This is a genomic window from Vibrio sp. B1Z05, from assembly GCF_052955985.1.
On sequence record NZ_CP130464.1, the window covers coordinates 103,318 to 119,487 of the forward strand.

Consider the following 16,170-nt stretch of genomic DNA (forward strand, 5'->3'; position numbering starts at 1 on the left):
CTATTAAATTAGTTGTGATTCAAATATTAAATAATACAATATAGTTATTTTTCAATGTATTATATTTTTGGTGTGAATTGAATTCGTGTATATATTAATTCTTGGAATGTTTATTTTTAGTGATTTAAGTCTCAATGAAGTTTAATTTAAAATGGGAATTTACATTTCATTTTTATTAATAATATCATTAATTAAATATAAAAATGAATAGCGTGTATTTTCTGAGTTTTCATTTATATCTGAAAGTGAATATATATCCTTGAATCCTAATTATTTGCATTGTTTTGTGGATATTTATTTTAAGCATAATATGGATGTATAAAGTTTGGCCTAGAAAGACCAAGCTTTATACATAGGGTTATCGAAGTTGCAATAAATTGAAGACGACGTTAGCTTTTGGCCAATTGATCCGCTTTCATTGCTTGATTCACGTCATCAGTCATTACAAAGTGCAATTCACCACCGGCCTTCAGATCTGCAAAATCAAAAGTGAAGTTTTTATTGAGTGGTTTACCGTTAATTGTTACGGATTGAATGTACTTATTGGCAGTACTGTTATTTTCTGCGGTAATGGTAAATACGCCATCTTGCATAGGGATTTGTACTTTCTCAAACAGAGGGCGAGCCACTGTAAGAACTGGGTCGGAACCACTGACTTGATAAAGTCCTAATGCAGACATCACATACCATGCTGACATTTGGCCTTCATCTTCGTTACCGACGATGTCACCACGATCTGTGCCGTACATAGTGTGCTGAATTTTATCAACCACTTCTTGTGTATGCCAAGGTTCGCTAGTCCAGTTGTATAGGAATGGAATGTGTTGTGATGGTTCATTACCAAACGCCACTTGTCCTAACATACCAGTCATATCCGGTGTGGTTGCACAGGTCGAATCTTTAGCACTGTCACACACATTTGAGAACACTTCGTTTAAGTTGCTCAAGAAGGCATCATTACCACCCATTACGGATTTCAGCCCTTCAACATCTTGTGGTACAAACCACGTCCATTGCCATGCAGTCCCTTCAGTGTAATCGCCCGAACCACTATTAGTTTTGTAAGGGTGGAATTCACCATCGTCAGAGGTAGACCACTCACCGTCAGACCATACCGGACGCATAAAGCCAGTCATATTGTATTTTTCTTTCCAGTTTTCGCTAGGATTATCTGGGTTAGAAGCGTTCCAATATTTGTGCCAGTACTCTGAGCGTAGTTTGAATGTGTTCGCTACATCCGCACGGTCTGCAGCATTGGCAATCATCACTACCGCATGGTCAAAGTTGGCCATTTCTAAACCGTAGGATACGGATTCATTTTGACCATGGTATTGCCCTAGTGCAGGAACAAAACCACATAATGAATCTTTAGCTGGAGCCAATGGATCACATTTAGAGCTCATTGGTTCATCTAGGCTGTTTTGAGAACCATCTACGTATTTTAAGTTCTCTTTTTGTACGCCGTCATACACTCTCCATCCAGGGTCGAATTTCATGACTTCGTTGCCGCTCTTATAAATTGCCGAACGAAGCGCTGCGGCTAATGCAGTTTGTTTTTCTTGAGCGGTGAATTGGTCTGGGAACTTGGTAATAGAATCGGCGATAACTGCAACAGCAGGGTAGCCCACCATAGTGCCAGTATAGTCACCGTGCAGTTCCCATTTAGGTAAAATACCACCTTCTTCATATTTTCTAATCAGGTCTTTAGCAAGCTCAACCGCGTGTTTAGGCTCAATGATGGTTTTGAGTGGATGCAGTGCACGGAATGTATCCCATAGTGAGTACACACTATAAACTTTAGAATCAGGATCATTAGCATATTTAACAAAAGCGTCGTCGCCTCGGCGCATTGTACGATATTGTCCGTCTACGTCTTGGAAGAGATGCGGCGCTAGCTCGGTATGATAAAGCGCGGTATAGAAAGTGGTGAGATCTTCAGGTGTACCACCTTCCACTTTGACTTCATTAAGTTTTTTATTCCATAGGTCTTTGGTGTAAGCACGTGCTTGTTCAAATGTGCGAGTTCCTTCGATATCAAAGTTTTGCTCTGCACCTTGCAAGCTAGTGTACGAAATACCGACTTTGGCATTGATTTCATGCGCATTAGCATCGTCGCTGAAATCTAACACCAATGTGCCTGACTCTGTTGGTCCCCACCACCCTTTGATTTGATGAAATTCAGGTTTGATTTTAAATTTATGGTCGAACTGCACATAGAAATAGGTATCTTGCTGCAGTGTATAGAACGAAGAAATTGTTTGTGTCACACGTATGGTGTGATCATCAACAACAGAGTAGTCGACTTTATTGGTTTGTTTATTGAAGTCGGTAAAAACTAAATTAATCTTAGGTTTAGCTCCATCGGGGAAGGTGTATTTATGGTAGCCAACACGTTCTGTTGCCGTGAGCTGAACATCAATATTGCTTTCTTTAATTTTTACATGGTAATAACCAGGAGAGGCTTCTTCGGTCGATTTATCAATGTGCGGATGATAGGAAGTAATATCAGCATCTTTTGGCATGGTTTCCGTGGTAAATGGCAACATTTGGAATTCATTTAAACCGCTGATCCCGGTACCACTAAATGCGGTGTGACCAAAGCCGATAAGCTCTGTCTCATCATCATGGTATCCAGAACACACTTTCCATTTGTCAGTGCCAGCATCATAGACAATCGGTGTCATTTGCACCATGCCACTTGGCGCGACTGCCCCAGGATGAGTATGGCCAGTACCGCCGGTACCGATGAAGGGGTCAACATATTGCGTTAAGTCATCAAGTTGTCTAGGTTGAGCTGCAGTCAGTAGGGTTTGTTGCTCGGCTGCTGGTGTGGTTTCTGTGGCTGTTGTCGCTACCGTTGGCGCTGTTTTTTCAACGTTTGATGTGGTGTTATCACTGCTATCATTACAAGCGGTTAAACCACCTAATGCAACAATGATAGATAGCGAAAGTAAACTTAAATTATGTTTCACAGTAACTTCCTTTTTATTATTTGTAGGAGAGGTATTATTTTTATTATTAATAAGGTAATACAAATTATCACCTATCTTAAATTCACTAATCAGTAGACATGCTAATAAAGTCAAAATAATGAGTATTTAATGTTTAAATGCTAACGCATTAAATAATACAATATTAAGTGGGGGTATTTAAAATTCACAATACTAATATTACGCTGATTGGTTGCCGTATAAACTATGAGTAAAGTACTTATCATTCCGTGACTTAGCTCTCACAGAACTTTGTATTTATATGGAAATTAACATTGCATTTTTAATTAATTAAATTAATGCAAAGCATTTTTTATGCATATATTGATTTTTAATTCATTAATTTAATGATTATTTTTAATATATATTTAAGGTGAAAGGTATGGTGTGAAGGAATAATTGTTATTTTTGCTAGGAATATTATGCATTAAAATAAATCAGGTGACGATATATTTAATCTAGAAAAATAATAAATACTTAATGACCGAATTAAGTCAAAATCAACAGCGAATACTCACTGCTCAAAAAGCGTAAAACAGCATTGGTGTTGTTTATCGATAGCTAAAAATGAAGCTAAATGTTTCCACATTTATGCCATGAAAAGTTAAAGTAACTCGTATATGGTAGACAGTTCAATGTTTGCATTACACCGCGATGATAGTGCGGTGGCTACAGGGTTTAAAAAGAGGTTTTACAATGAGTTATAAGTTGGAAGTGGATCTACACACTCACACCTTAGCAAGTGATCATGCCTATAGCACCATACATGATTATGTGCGTGAAGCGCCTAAGCGTGGCATTCGTTTATTTGCCAATACCGACCATGGCCCTGATATGGAAGATGCACCGCATAAGTGGCATTTTGTTAACAGCCTGACCTTTCCTCGAGTAGTCGATGGCGTGGGTATTTTGCGTGGTATAGAGAGCAATATTAAAGATCTTGAAGGTAATATCGATATTGATGAATCTATCCGTAGCAACCTAGATATTATTCTTACTGGCTTTCATCCTCCAGTGTTTGCACCTCGAGATATCGATTCAAACACAGAAGCGATGAGCAATGTCATTAAAAGTGGCAAAGTGCATGTAGTGACGCACCCTGGCAACCCTAATTTCCCGATTCATATTGAAGAGATTGTTAAGCTAGCAGCAAAAGAGAATGTTGCGCTTGAAATTAATAACAGCTCATTTTTATATTCAAGAAAAGCCAGTTACGGCAACTGCAAAATATTGGCAACCTTAGCCAAACAATACGATGCGCCTATCAGTGTCGGTTCAGATGCTCATAATGCTTGGGATTTAGGACGCTTTGATGTTGCGAAAGCACTGATCACAGAAGTCGGCTACCCAGCGCAACGTGTGGTGAATAACACCGTAGACTCTTTGTTTGCTTACCTAGCGACAAAAGGTATTGATATAGCAGACGAATTTGAATTTTAACCCTATATAGTTAAGTCGATTGTGTAGTTTAATAGGGAATACAAAATGGATATGCCCAATAGCATCGTTGGGCTTTTTATTAACTTTTAATGCCAATCACACTAAGTCAGTGATCAGAACTAGCGCCGTTATCGAGGATTTTAACAAGCTAGAATGCCTCGTTATTTAGTAGGATTGGTATAAGCATGTGATTGAATAATGAACCTAATAACGAAAACTGTAGCTATCTCTTATGTTGTTTTACTTTCGGTCATTATGGGCTTCGCGCTTTTTTCTGGCGTGGTAGTAGCACCGGTACTGTTTAATTCGATTACCTCATTAGGGGAGCCTGTACTTAGTCGCTTTCAAGAAGGTTTGTTGATGACATCGGTGTTTGTACGTTTGTCTTACCCACTAGCTATTATTTGTTTGATATCACTGGTTTATGAGTTGGTTCAATATCGGAAAAAAAGTGCGGATTGGTTAGCTCTGATCAGTATGATTTTGATGGTAGTCACTGGATTATTATTCGTTTTCTATTTCGTTCCTGAAATCGTTCATATGCAAGAAAGAGGGCCTTTGGTTACGCAAAGCGCTATGTTTTCTTCTATTCATAAAACTTCGGAAATTTGCTTTAAAGTGACGGTTATTTCTGGAATTGTTTTAGCAGTACGCAATATTATTAAGTTAATTCGATAAAGCTTATAAGGTTAACCAAGCTTTATTTTTATCATTTTTACCTTACCAAACCCCATATTTGAAAACATAGTTTAGTTATGGGGTTTAACTATCTTGGTTCATACTCCCTCTCATTATTCAACTGAGCGCATTGGCTTTGTGCAAAATCATCTTCTTAATGCGCTTTTGAATACATTTATGAGTAAGGGTTAGCAATGAGTTTCAAGATAAAAAGTTTAGTATTAGTCGGTATTTCCGCTTTAGCATTAAACGGCTGTGACAGCGATACTGTGGATCATATTCAAGATGAGCTGCAAACCACGCTGATAAATGCCGGACAAGAGCTGAATAACGTTAAGGTTGAAGCGGAACTAGAAAAGACTTTTCATCTTAGCCATGCCGATGCCGTTTATGTGACTAAACACCATTTTGAACAAGCGGAATACGTATCGAACGTCGCTAACCCTATCTTTACTGATGTGAAGTTTAACTTTGTTACTTCGTCTGTTGCTGCTGGTTGGGAAAATACTCTTGGAACCCCACAGCAATGGGATACGCAAGCCGAAAATAATGTTCGTCGCATGCTTGGGCAAATAGCTTTTATAGTGAATACTAAAGAATTTGCAAATCGCTTTGATAGTGCAGGTTTAGAAAAAATGGATGCGAGAGCATTCCATTCAGGTATTGGCGATGCGAGAACTATTCCATCTAACTATGCGGCATTTAAAGATGTTGTGAATGATAGTATCCAGTCTTGGAATGATGCGACTTACCAAATTGCGGCCTTTAATGTTTCTGCAACTGATAAAGAGACGCTAAATAACGCTCATTTTGATAGCGTGCAAGGCGAGCCTAAGCTGTATGCCAATTTAAGCGCGGCGCAAAAAAGCGCTGATTTGCACCAAAACGCGGCTCAGTTGCTGCGTGAATTAACTCATACCGTTGGTTACGCACATGATAGTGTGCTACCGAATAATATCCCTTACTATGTTCAAGCGATAACCTCACCAGGCGGTATGAACGATATCAACTGTGATATTTTATTGAACAATGGTCAGTTGCAAAATGGCGTATGGGCTTCGCGTTGCAATTCAGATGCGTTAGATGCAGATCCTGCAACGCAAACACCACCACTGACCGCAGACGATGGTGCTGAGTATTTAAATATCAATTTATTTGCTCGATTCTTTGGTAAATCAGATGCGTCGTAAGGCCAATTTATTCTAGCGATTTGTTCTCAATATGAATGGCTTTGTGTGATAAACAAAAAAGAAGCCGACAAATGCAAATTTGTCGGCTTCTTTGGTTTTTTATTATTGATATGCCGAGTTTATATTACGCAATAACGACAAGTGTTATCCGTCAAACGTCGGTTTTAGGTTATACGTTTCTTCTAGCGCGACCACGGACAAAGAAGCCAGAAAGAATCAGCATTAAGGTCAAGAAATCAAAGCTACCACCGCTTGAACCTTGCACATCGCCGCCTTCTTGTGAATCATTGTCGCTGCCATTATCGCCATCAGGAGTGTTGTCTCCATCTTCAGAGCCGTCGTCACCTTCAGGTAAGTTATCACCGTCGTCTTCAGAACCTTCATCATTATTGTTGAATGCCAATACAATAATTGTTGGATCGTGGTCAGAAGAGCGGTAAGCGTCGTTAAACTTCACTAGGTCGCCAGTGTACTGGTTAGCGTATTGGAACAAAGATGATTCAACCGCGTTAATTGACCATACTTCAGCATCAACAACGAAATCTTTTAGCTCATTATCAACTAACACGTAATCTAGCGTACCCATAGTGTCGTTGTATGAATAGCTGTAAGTCTTTGGCTTAAGCTCTTCAACAATGTCTAGGTAATCAAATGATTCTTCGATTAACGCGCCTTCTTCACCGTGCAGTAGAGTACCGCTTGTTGCATCTCCACCAATGTAAGTGTTGCGCGCTGCATGGATTTCATAGTCTGCTGGTGCATTGTCACGGTTGGTTAATACCAAGATAGCATCTTCTTGACCGTAGCTGTTAAGGTCGCCCATAACCACTTTGTAACCGTCAATCTTGTTCAACTCTTGAGCCAGTTGGTAAGCCGCTGATACACGGAAGTGCTCACAGCTACCTTGCAGGTTCACATCGTTTTCTTGATCAGTCGTTGCTTCATCTTCCCAACACGTCGAACCTTTTGATTTGAAGTGGTTGGTCGAGATCACCAGATCTTTTTCTGCATTTTCAACAGCGAAAGAAGCGGTGAATGCATCACGCTGATACGCGCTCTTAGTGTTGCCATTTTCTGTTACGTGCTGCTGTGGCAGTTCAATCACGTAAGTGTCATTTAGCGTAGCTGTGCTAGGGCGATAAATGATTTTGTTAGTGATTGCATCTGTACCGACAAAGCCTTCACCTTCAAGGTCGCTAGGCATAGCAATTTGGTAGTGATCCGCTTCGTCTAGGCGGCTGTTTAGCGCTTCAACCAGAACATGGATAGCAGAGTCTTCGTCAAAACCGTTGTTTTCAATTTCAATTAGACCGTAGATGTCAGCGTCGATAGCAACCAATGCGCTAACGATTTTCTCTAATTGCATATCAAATTCAGCAACGCTTTCTGCGCCACGGTTGCTGTTGGTTGGATTATCACGACCACCAAATGGAGAGTTAAAGAAGTTAAGCACGTTGAAGCTAGAAACCACTAAGTCTCCCTCTTCTAGGTTAGGTGCTTGTGAACGTTCGTTCTCAACAAAAGTGCTGTTGTCAGCCGTGTTGTGTACGTATAGGCGGTATTCAGAATAAGAGTAACCTAGTACGCCCGTTAGGCCTTCGTCGCTAAGTTGCGCGCCAACACGGATGTAGTCATCACTAGTGCCTGTGCCGTTGTCTTGGGCAAAGTTAGGGTACCAAGGCACAACGCCGTCTGCTGCATCCATTGATGATTCAACGAATAGACGACGATCAGCGTTGCTTGCATCTTGCTCAGCTGCGCCAGCCGTTAATGGCGTGTTCAGTTGGTTTGGATGGTAGTTAACGGATTGATGAGCCAATACCATGTTGTTGCGGTATGCGCTGTAATCAAAGCCAAAAGTACGTGCAACGCGCATGTCAGTGTCAGCGTTTACACGTACCAACATACCTTCGTAACGCTCTAGCGTTTGCTCGAAGTTTTCATCGCTTTCAAGGGCGGTAATTGTCGTTGGCTCAATGTTTTCACCTTCGCCAAGCACTTCAACAAATGCGCGCGCTGAGGTAGAACCTAGCTGAGTCCAAGAGTAGTGCTCTTGCACTTTTGCGGTAACCGCAACTTCGTCCCCGACCTTGATGTTGCTAACAGCAGCGTTAACAAAAATGCCGTTTGACGCATTTGCAGTCGTGTCTGCTGGATCTTGCATAAAGAATCCAGTAAGAAGATCGTTATCTAGATTTGAACTTTGTACGTGAGTGACAACGCCTTTTACAACAAACGTTTCTTCTGATTCAAACTGATAGTTTGCCGGGTCGGTGTACGGTGACCACTGACCTTCGCCTTGCAGCTGTGCAATAGTGGCTTCTTCACCAACTGGTGCTTCAGGCGCTTCGCCCGAATCACAATTGGCTGCGATATTACCTATGTCGCTCCAGTCATCTTGAGGGAATGTTAGCCACTGTGATTCATTCCATGTGCCATTCGCTGAGTATTCACAGCGAACTAGAGTTCTTTCATCATGAAAAAAGTGTTTAGACTCACCACTTGGTCCAAATAAATCAATCACTTCACCATTGAGCGTGATGCGCAGAGGATCGTCGCCGTTGAAGTTTGCAATGGTGCTATTTTCGGCATTGAAGAGTGCTTTTAAGTCAGCGTCTGCACTTGCATGTCCAACCACATATGTTTCGAAAGGCTGTAGAGTGATTCCGTCTAGTGCAAAGTTTGCAGCCCAAGTTCCACCAAAGTTGGTTTCTTTTTGCAAAAGATAACCGTCTAGAGTAATTGTGCTATCGCCAATGTTGGCAATCTCAATGGCTTTATTAAAACCGGAGCCTTCAACAACTTCTGAAATTATAATATTGGCATTTGCACCGCCAGCCGCTAATAAGCAGGGTAGAGTCCAAGCCATTTTTATCTTGTTCATTGTTTTCCTTGATATAGGTTGTTTTTCTTGGCCGGAATCTTAAGTATTAAATATTACATTTATATTTTTTGATAAATTTATAAAAATAGATAATTTGTTTATAGCTATATATGTATTCGTTTCTTGACCATAAATACTCAACTTCATGTTTATTAATCTTAATTTTGTTTAATAAATGCTCTTTTGTAATGTAATTAAAGTATAAGTGTCACGGTAAGTTAATATTTCCCTTCTTTGGTTAAGCCAGCAATAAGTAATTATTCATGACAAGTTAAAAGTTGTCATAATTCCTTAATTTATAAACTTTAGGATGCATCGCATATTCAACATCACAAGACTGAAATTGAAAAAATAGGAATTGAAATGAACAAGAAAATATTAGCTTTAGCTGTTGTAGCTGGCTTAGTAGGTTGTAATTCTTCTAGCTCAGATAATGAAGCGCAAAGCGGTGAATCATTTGACCTTCGTATTTTGCACATCAACGATCATCACTCAAAACTAGATGCAACAGGTCCAGTTGAGTTGACTCTTGGTGGTGTTGAAGCTGAAGTTGAAGTAGGTGGTTTCCCACGCCTTGTCACTAAGTTTAACGAACTGCAAAACGACAACACGCTTCGTTTGCATGCGGGTGATGCAATCACAGGCACTATGTACTACAGCTTGTTCCGTGAAGAGCTTCCTGATGCACTAATGATGAACCAAGTATGTTTTGATGCATTCGCACTAGGTAACCATGAATTTGATGACGGTAACGAGCAACTGGCTCACTTCATCGATACTTTACAAAATGGCACTGACGGATGTGGTACAGAAGTACTTGCTGCTAACATCGAAGTACCTTCAACTAACCCTATTTACGATATGTATGCGCCGTACAAAGTTTTTGACGTAGCAGGACAAAAAGTAGGTGTTATTGGTATTGATATCGCGGCTAAAACTCAGGCGTCATCTTCTCCTTCAGAAGACACTACTTTCCTAGATGAAGTAGAAACTTCTCAACAATACATCGATACCCTACAAGAGCAGGGCGTAGATAAGATCGTATTGCTTACGCACTACACATACGATAACGACGTTGCAATGGCTAAGCAGTTAACTGGCGTTGATGTCATTGTAGGTGGTGACAGCCACACGTTACTGGGTGACAAAGAATTCCACGAGACAATCGGCTACGGTAACCCACTAGGTGAATACCCAACAGTAGTGACTAATGCTTCTGGTGACGAAGTGTGTGTTGTTACCGCTTGGGATAACGCGCAAGTACTTGGCGAGCTAAACATCAGCTTTGATGAAGCAGGCAACGTAACTCAGTGTGCGGGTACTCCACACCTATTGCTAGGCGATGAGTTCACTAACCCAGACGAAGACAGCGACGGCACTCTAACTGCAGAGCAGATTGAAACAATCGAAACTTACATTGCAGATACTCCACAGCTAAGCATTGTTGAGAAAGACGACGGCACTTCTGAAAAACTGGCACATTTTGCTGACCAAGTTGAAGAGAAAATGCTAGAAGTTATCGGCAACAGCAACGGCCTACTATGTAACGAGCGTACGCCAGGTTCTAACCACTCTTCTGGTTCTCTTTGTACTGAAGGCAGTGAAGAGCGTGAGTTTATGAATAAGCACGGCAGCATCATGGCTAACGTAGTTGCAGAAGCGTTTGTAGACATGTCTTTGCGTTCTGACCTTGCGATTCAAAACAGTGGTGGTGTACGTACCACTATCGAAGAGGGTGATGTTTCTGTAGGTCACGCATTCAACGTTCTGCCATTTACTAACTTCCTAGTGAACTTAAACATGACAGGCCAAGAGATCATCAACACGCTAGAAGACGCGATTGATAACGTAGTAGCAAACAACTCAAGTGGTGCATTCCCTGCGGCAGCAAACCTACGTTTTGATGTTGATATGAACGCAGACAACGGTCAGCGCGTAAGCAATGTAGAAGCTCGTCGTAAAAACACTGACGGTACATTTGGTGAGTGGCATGACATTGAACTAGACAACGAGTACGTAGTAGTAACAAACGACTTCATCGCCGCTGGTGGTGACCGTTACGACTCATTTGTTCCAGTATATGAAGATGCAGACCGTCGTGAAGATACTGGTCTTCTATACACAGATTCTTTGATTAACTACATCAAGAAGCTAGAAGCAAACGGTCAGTCTTTAGAAATCCCTGAAGCGTCTGAAATGTCTGTACAAAACTTCACTCCTTTAAACTAAGAGTGCTGAGCTAACACAGCTTAATGCAAATTAGCGTATAAGACTTGAGGCTTATTATATTTTTAATAAGCCTCATTTTTATTTTTAATAATAAATAAAAAGAGAGCACTTCTGCCAAGGCATTGCGCTTTAGTTATGAATACTAAAAGGGCTCATTTTTTATGCATCGACAAGCAAATACGATGGCACATAAAGCCTGTTTCTGGGTGCTCGCTGACACTTCGCACTCCACAGTTAAAAAGCTGAGAAATTGTTCAATCAAAGTGTGGGTTATATCAGCGCCATGACGAATATTGCAATGTCGAATGAAATAGCGGTTCTAATAGAGGTAGGGTTTTTCTATTTGATAGCTGTAATGGCGTACCCTGATCTCTGTCCGTATAGTCTCCAAAAATGTGAATCGCCCCATAACCGTTACTTTATTAATGCACTATATACAGTTCAAGTTAAGATAATCACTATGAAAAAGGTGCATAAATCGTTTGATTGGCGCATCGATAATGCTAACTTTTAGACATCAACACATTATTATCAATAGTTTGTAATATATATAAAAGTGCTATGCAGACCTCGTAAACACTTTTGCATCTTTTTTATCTGCTAAATTCTCATATTTAATCTTTGTTTTTTGTTAAAAAATTCATTTACAACAAACACTTACTAGTTATATTTTGACAACGAGACCCACACGGATGCAGGAGGTTATCCTGCTACTAATTAATAAGCTGTTAGGCGTCAGGAATTAGCATGGTTGCTGTAAAAAGAATTCAAGCAGGTCAATACTCCGTTTCTGATGGCCGCTATATAATAAAAGACGGCTCAAATTGGTACGTACTAAATAGTGAGCAACAGCAAGATTTTGGTCCTTTACCAACGCTAACTGCTGCAAAAAAATATGTTAGTAGCGGTAAAATGCCTTTAGGCGAACATAATCTAGCTTCAAAGCATGGACGGCAACAAAGTAAAAAAGAGTTTAATGCTTATTTAGCCTCAGAGACTGAGAATGATAACCCTGTTCCTGCGATTTTATATATTTTGGTTATGGTAGCTATTTGTGTGTTTTTCTTTGTTGTTCGGGGGTATTAATTGCTGGACAGCTCGGTAGTCAGTCGCCTAACAAGGTGTTCAATATTTTAGCCAACAAATTTTTGCCGCTTGACGTGGCGTTAGAACGTATAAGTTCAAATTTGGAAAGGGTAGATTAGCTGTTAATTTTTAAGCGGGACTACTCATTGAATTAGAGTTTATATTTCTAATATTTAGTTGTTTTTTGTTTTGTATCGTAATTCATTTGATTTGTAGTTTTTATGCTCTTTTTATCGAACTATTTTCTTATTATTTACACTGAACTGAGCAAGTAACATCTGAAGTTTATTTAGTGAAGTTCCGTGGAGCATTCACGTTGGGCATAATTTGTTATGCGAATTGCGGTTGTCGGTAATATTTAAATTTAATGCCCTTTTTATCGAGCTATTATTTGATAGTTCACGTTCAGTTAAGCAAGTAAAATACGAAATTTATTTGGTGAAGCTTCGTGGAGTCTTACGAAGGGAATAATTTGTTTGAGTACAAGAGAATACGAATTTCAGTCGTCGGTAACATTTAAATTTGGTGATATTTATTAATATTTGAGCGACATCGAATAAGTATTTTTTAGTTTAATATAGAATTGTGTACAACAGTTCTAACAAACAATGGAACAGGGACAAAAATGCTCGGCATTATCGCTTTGAAGCGAGATTTTATGCCAAACGTTTTTGCCATTTAGCAGAACATTAGCTACCTAGCGGTTGACCTAAATTATACGTAGAGTGCAAGGTAGATTCAAAAATCATTTACAAAATTAGAGAGGTAGTTATGTCGTCACCTTTTGGGCAGGGTAGACCAAAAAAATGGGAAGAAACTGATGGGATGTCTGCACTTCCAAAAACCTGGGGAGCATATCGGTTTAAAGGGCATGATGGAGTTGATTACTTAGGAATTACTTCCAATATCTATAATAGAATTAGCCAGCATCGATCTGTAAAAACTTATTTCCGTTCTGGAGAGCATTATGTAGAGTACCAAGAAGCTAGAGTTGGGACTACTTGGGATGAGTTATGTTCTTGGGAGAAAACAAAGATACAGAAACATTCTCCGAATCTTGTAACTTATATTGGTGGTAATGGTCGACGTCCGGCAATACAAGTGAATGGCAAAGTTATCGAAATTGCGGATAACGAATCTATCGAAGACACATTGATTAAGCATGGGCTATTTAGTCGGATGTCAGACTTTATTAAAAGTTTAATCCGGTAGCTAACAAATGCTTCAAGTGGATATTAATGCTTGGCATGATGAGTTTGAGTTCAAGGTAATACAAATTGCAGTTGTATAAATGGGGTCAGGTCTTTCTTTTTGCACAAAAACTTTCAAAAGCAAAATTCAAGACCTGACCCTGTAGACAGGAGCAATGTTTATTTATGGTCATTCATTCGATGAGTCAGATAAACACATCTTTGATGAATTGAAAACGAGTGATATTGAACGCTTTGATATTAGTATTTTTGGTAATGAAAATTCAGAGTAAAATCAACGAACTATAGCAAATGCAAGAACTTTCCTTGCACCAAAAGATGTAGTGATTTTTAGTGCGGGTAGCACCCATATTTGAAGAGTGGCATACAATCTGTTTAAGAGTAATTCGCAACGCTTGGCAGTTTAGCTTCGCTCAAGTGTAAATGGGGTCAGGTCTTTCTTTTTGCACAAAAACCTTCAGAAGCAAAATTCAAGACCTGACCCTGAGATAGTTCTCGATACTTCGTGGCGAAGCCTGATCATCAAAAGGGATGTGTGGTGAAATCGGGAAACCAGTGTGTTTCCATTCATCTTCATAGATGAACGAGAACTCTGTTTCTGTTCCGACAGGAAGAATCAAACGACCAATTTTGGTATTCGTACCGATAAACACATCTAACTGTTGTAACTTACTCATACCAACCTTCCTCATTGCTTCTCACGCTGTTTTCATCTTGGTTGGGGATTTGGTTATGTGGACGAGTAAATAAGTTTTAAGTCGATAAGGCGTAACGACCGCCCTAAGATATCCATGAGGACAAGTACATTGGTAAAGGTGACACTGGTATCGCCTTTTTCAATCTTCATGATTGTCCTACGAGATAAATTAGCTTTTGAAGCGAGATCATCAATACGCCAGCCTCTATTGGTGCGCTTTGAGCGAATGGCGCTCCCCAGCGTTTCCATACTGAATTCGGTATTCAAGTCAGGTATAGGTTGTGCTTTTACCATCTTACCTTTTTTCATAAGTGCCTTTTAATGTACTTTTGTAGCACCTAAATAAGAAATTATTTAAAAGTACAATTTAAGTAACTTATGGATGAAAAAGAGCTAGAGAAAAACAATCCAGAAGAGTTAAAAAACTGAAGAAACAATACCAACATTAACAACCATGTCTTTGCTCCATTCCAAGCTAGACCAGAATTTAAACCTATATACCACCACACTTCGACCTAGAACCAAGTATCAATAAATCAGTTTGTTAGAATGCTCATATCAATTCAAGCAGATTAAAGAGAATAAAATATGATAGCTGTTATTTTTGAAGTTCAAATTGCTGAGGGTAAAACGGCAGAATACTTAGATATCGCCAATGAGATAAAGTCACAATTGTTTGAAATAGAGGGGTTTATTTCCGTTGAGCGTTTTCAAAGCCTTACCAATGAAGGCAAAGTTCTTTCTCTTTCATTTTGGGAAAATGAAGAGGCAATTCAAGAGTGGCGTGCGTTAGAGTCGCACAGGTACGCACAATCTAAAGGGCGTGGTGGAGTATTTAAAGACTATCGACTGAGAGTCGCAGGTGTTATGAGGGACTATGGTATAAACCATCGCTCTGAAACCCCTAAAGATAGCATCGAAGTTCATGGGTGATATGACGAAATTGATAATTGTCACGAGCCGATTTGTTATGCGTTGCGTTTAGTGTTTAAGTTGCTGCACGCAGACACATTTTTCTACGCGACTTTTGGTTCAAGGTCGTAAACTCCCATTACAACACCAAAAGTAGCTCCGCAAAACGCGCGCATGAGCAAGGCGTTATATGCCAGTAATCAAAAAGTCGATAGCGGCAAGGATCTCGTCTCTAAATGTGCTGAGTTCATTGACAGGCTCACGTAGGATTTTAGTTGGTACACTTGCCATTTGGTGAGTCAAAATAACGAAGTCACCTTCATCAATATGTATCACAGGGCATAGGTGACTAGGTGCTTTCTTTTCTAACAGTTCAACAGGTGTTAGTGGGATGACTAGTCGGGTGTTCAGTGTATCGAGTAATTCGCTCTGAACATCAACAAAGTAAGGGTAAGCAGTTGCAGTGCTCTTATCATTGTTTTGGTATAGCGCAAATTGTGACATTAGAATACTCGGTAAGAGTCAGAAAATAGACCATGCTTTTCGGTGAGCTCGTTGCAAGCATTGATAGCTTCAGCATTTTGCTCTTGCCATTCAGCTTTAAGGCGTTGGCTTACTTCTTTCTCAAGGGCTTTTTCCATTGTTGCTGACAAGTTAATCTTCAGACGTTTCGCCTCTGCTAGCAGCTCGCTATTCAAACTTAAATTGGCTGCTTTCTTTGGTGCTTGTCTATCAAATGCGTTTCTCATAGTATCAATCCATGCGTATTTTATATGCGCATTAATTATAGGTGCGCGCTAGGCATATAACAAACAATTTTCCCCAAAATAAATGGGGTCAGGTCTTTCTTTTT

Annotated in this window: 12 protein-coding genes and 2 pseudogenes; 7 read left to right on the top strand and 7 right to left on the bottom strand. The window is 39.8% G+C overall.

Annotated features, from left to right (window positions below; genetic code table 11):
* Nucleotides 1-389: 389 nt before the first annotated feature.
* Nucleotides 390-2,972 carry a GH92 family glycosyl hydrolase gene (locus tag QV280_RS13425; RefSeq protein WP_172972805.1) on the bottom strand — a complete coding sequence of 861 codons (2,583 nt, stop codon included), beginning with the start codon at nucleotides 2,970-2,972 and terminating at the stop codon, nucleotides 390-392.
* Between the two features lie 714 nt (nucleotides 2,973-3,686).
* Between QV280_RS13425 and QV280_RS13430 the strand changes: the two genes are divergently transcribed.
* The 3 genes from QV280_RS13430 to QV280_RS13440 all read left to right on the top strand — a co-directional run bounded on the left by QV280_RS13430 (nucleotide 3,687) and on the right by QV280_RS13440 (nucleotide 6,298).
* Complete coding sequence (locus tag QV280_RS13430; protein WP_152820352.1) at nucleotides 3,687-4,430, top strand: phosphatase; 744 nt, start codon at nucleotides 3,687-3,689, stop codon at nucleotides 4,428-4,430.
* Nucleotides 4,431-4,628: 198 nt separating this feature from the next.
* Nucleotides 4,629-5,108 carry a DUF4149 domain-containing protein gene (locus tag QV280_RS13435; protein WP_152820354.1) on the top strand — a complete coding sequence of 160 codons (480 nt, stop codon included), beginning with the start codon at nucleotides 4,629-4,631 and terminating at the stop codon, nucleotides 5,106-5,108.
* 194 nt (nucleotides 5,109-5,302) lie between these two features.
* Nucleotides 5,303-6,298, top strand: coding sequence for a hypothetical protein (locus QV280_RS13440; protein ID WP_152820356.1), 996 nt, complete (start codon nucleotides 5,303-5,305; stop codon nucleotides 6,296-6,298).
* Nucleotides 6,299-6,467: 169 nt separating this feature from the next.
* Here the strand turns inward: QV280_RS13440 and QV280_RS13445 are convergent, their stop codons facing one another.
* Nucleotides 6,468-9,182 carry an ExeM/NucH family extracellular endonuclease gene (locus tag QV280_RS13445; RefSeq protein WP_152820359.1) on the bottom strand — a complete coding sequence of 905 codons (2,715 nt, stop codon included), beginning with the start codon at nucleotides 9,180-9,182 and terminating at the stop codon, nucleotides 6,468-6,470.
* A 363-nt stretch (nucleotides 9,183-9,545) separates the two neighbouring features.
* Here QV280_RS13445 and QV280_RS13450 point away from each other — a divergent pair, with 363 nt between their 5' ends.
* Entirely contained in the window at nucleotides 9,546-11,411 is a 1,866-nt protein-coding gene (locus tag QV280_RS13450) for a bifunctional metallophosphatase/5'-nucleotidase (protein ID WP_152820361.1), read from the top strand.
* 142 nt (nucleotides 11,412-11,553) lie between these two features.
* On the opposite strand, the gene QV280_RS13455 is transcribed toward QV280_RS13450, so the two are convergent.
* Nucleotides 11,554-11,718 (bottom strand): phage integrase N-terminal SAM-like domain-containing protein, encoded by a 165-nt coding sequence (locus QV280_RS13455; RefSeq protein WP_367869575.1) that lies wholly within the window; start codon nucleotides 11,716-11,718, stop codon nucleotides 11,554-11,556.
* 440 nt (nucleotides 11,719-12,158) lie between these two features.
* Here QV280_RS13455 and QV280_RS13460 point away from each other — a divergent pair, with 440 nt between their 5' ends.
* Nucleotides 12,159-12,497: a hypothetical protein gene (locus tag QV280_RS13460; RefSeq protein ID WP_152820362.1), complete on the top strand. Its 339-nt coding sequence runs from the start codon at nucleotides 12,159-12,161 to the stop codon at nucleotides 12,495-12,497.
* A gap of 771 nt (nucleotides 12,498-13,268) precedes the next feature.
* Nucleotides 13,269-13,709: a GIY-YIG nuclease family protein gene (locus tag QV280_RS13465; RefSeq protein WP_152820364.1), complete on the top strand. Its 441-nt coding sequence runs from the start codon at nucleotides 13,269-13,271 to the stop codon at nucleotides 13,707-13,709.
* A gap of 481 nt (nucleotides 13,710-14,190) precedes the next feature.
* Here the strand turns inward: QV280_RS13465 and QV280_RS13470 are convergent.
* A pseudogene (locus QV280_RS13470) lies at nucleotides 14,191-14,385 on the bottom strand (HipA N-terminal domain-containing protein); the annotation flags it as partial.
* Nucleotides 14,378-14,714: pseudogene (locus QV280_RS13475) on the bottom strand (helix-turn-helix domain-containing protein). The pseudogenes QV280_RS13470 and QV280_RS13475, both read right to left, overlap by 8 nt.
* A 279-nt stretch (nucleotides 14,715-14,993) precedes the next feature.
* On the opposite strand from QV280_RS13475, the gene QV280_RS13480 reads away from it, so the two are divergent.
* The gene (locus QV280_RS13480; protein WP_152820366.1) at nucleotides 14,994-15,338 is read left to right on the top strand and encodes an antibiotic biosynthesis monooxygenase family protein; all 345 of its coding nucleotides are present in this window, start codon (nucleotides 14,994-14,996) and stop codon (nucleotides 15,336-15,338) included.
* A gap of 165 nt (nucleotides 15,339-15,503) precedes the next feature.
* On the opposite strand, the gene QV280_RS13485 is transcribed toward QV280_RS13480, so the two are convergent.
* Nucleotides 15,504-15,821, bottom strand: a complete 318-nt coding sequence (locus tag QV280_RS13485; RefSeq protein ID WP_152820368.1) for a CcdB family protein — start codon at nucleotides 15,819-15,821, stop codon at nucleotides 15,504-15,506.
* Nucleotides 15,821-16,066 (bottom strand): type II toxin-antitoxin system CcdA family antitoxin, encoded by a 246-nt coding sequence (locus tag QV280_RS13490; protein WP_152820370.1) that lies wholly within the window; start codon nucleotides 16,064-16,066, stop codon nucleotides 15,821-15,823. Before QV280_RS13490 ends, QV280_RS13485 begins: the two co-directional genes overlap by 1 nt.
* Nucleotides 16,067-16,170 lie beyond the last annotated feature (104 nt).

What these genes read in the sequence shown, in the direction of transcription:
- QV280_RS13430 (WP_152820352.1), top strand. Translation starts at nt 3,687, where the DNA reads ATGAGTTATAAGTTGGAAGTGGATCTACACACTCACACCTTAGCAAGT.
- QV280_RS13490 (WP_152820370.1), bottom strand. Translation starts at nt 16,066, where the DNA reads ATGAGAAACGCATTTGATAGACAAGCACCAAAGAAAGCAGCCAATTTA.
- QV280_RS13480 (WP_152820366.1), top strand. Translation starts at nt 14,994, where the DNA reads ATGATAGCTGTTATTTTTGAAGTTCAAATTGCTGAGGGTAAAACGGCA.
- QV280_RS13485 (WP_152820368.1), bottom strand. Translation starts at nt 15,821, where the DNA reads ATGTCACAATTTGCGCTATACCAAAACAATGATAAGAGCACTGCAACT.
- QV280_RS13450 (WP_152820361.1), top strand. Translation starts at nt 9,546, where the DNA reads ATGAACAAGAAAATATTAGCTTTAGCTGTTGTAGCTGGCTTAGTAGGT.
- QV280_RS13465 (WP_152820364.1), top strand. Translation starts at nt 13,269, where the DNA reads ATGTCGTCACCTTTTGGGCAGGGTAGACCAAAAAAATGGGAAGAAACT.
- QV280_RS13435 (WP_152820354.1), top strand. Translation starts at nt 4,629, where the DNA reads ATGAACCTAATAACGAAAACTGTAGCTATCTCTTATGTTGTTTTACTT.
- QV280_RS13440 (WP_152820356.1), top strand. Translation starts at nt 5,303, where the DNA reads ATGAGTTTCAAGATAAAAAGTTTAGTATTAGTCGGTATTTCCGCTTTA.
- QV280_RS13460 (WP_152820362.1), top strand. Translation starts at nt 12,159, where the DNA reads ATGGTTGCTGTAAAAAGAATTCAAGCAGGTCAATACTCCGTTTCTGAT.
- QV280_RS13445 (WP_152820359.1), bottom strand. Translation starts at nt 9,182, where the DNA reads ATGAACAAGATAAAAATGGCTTGGACTCTACCCTGCTTATTAGCGGCT.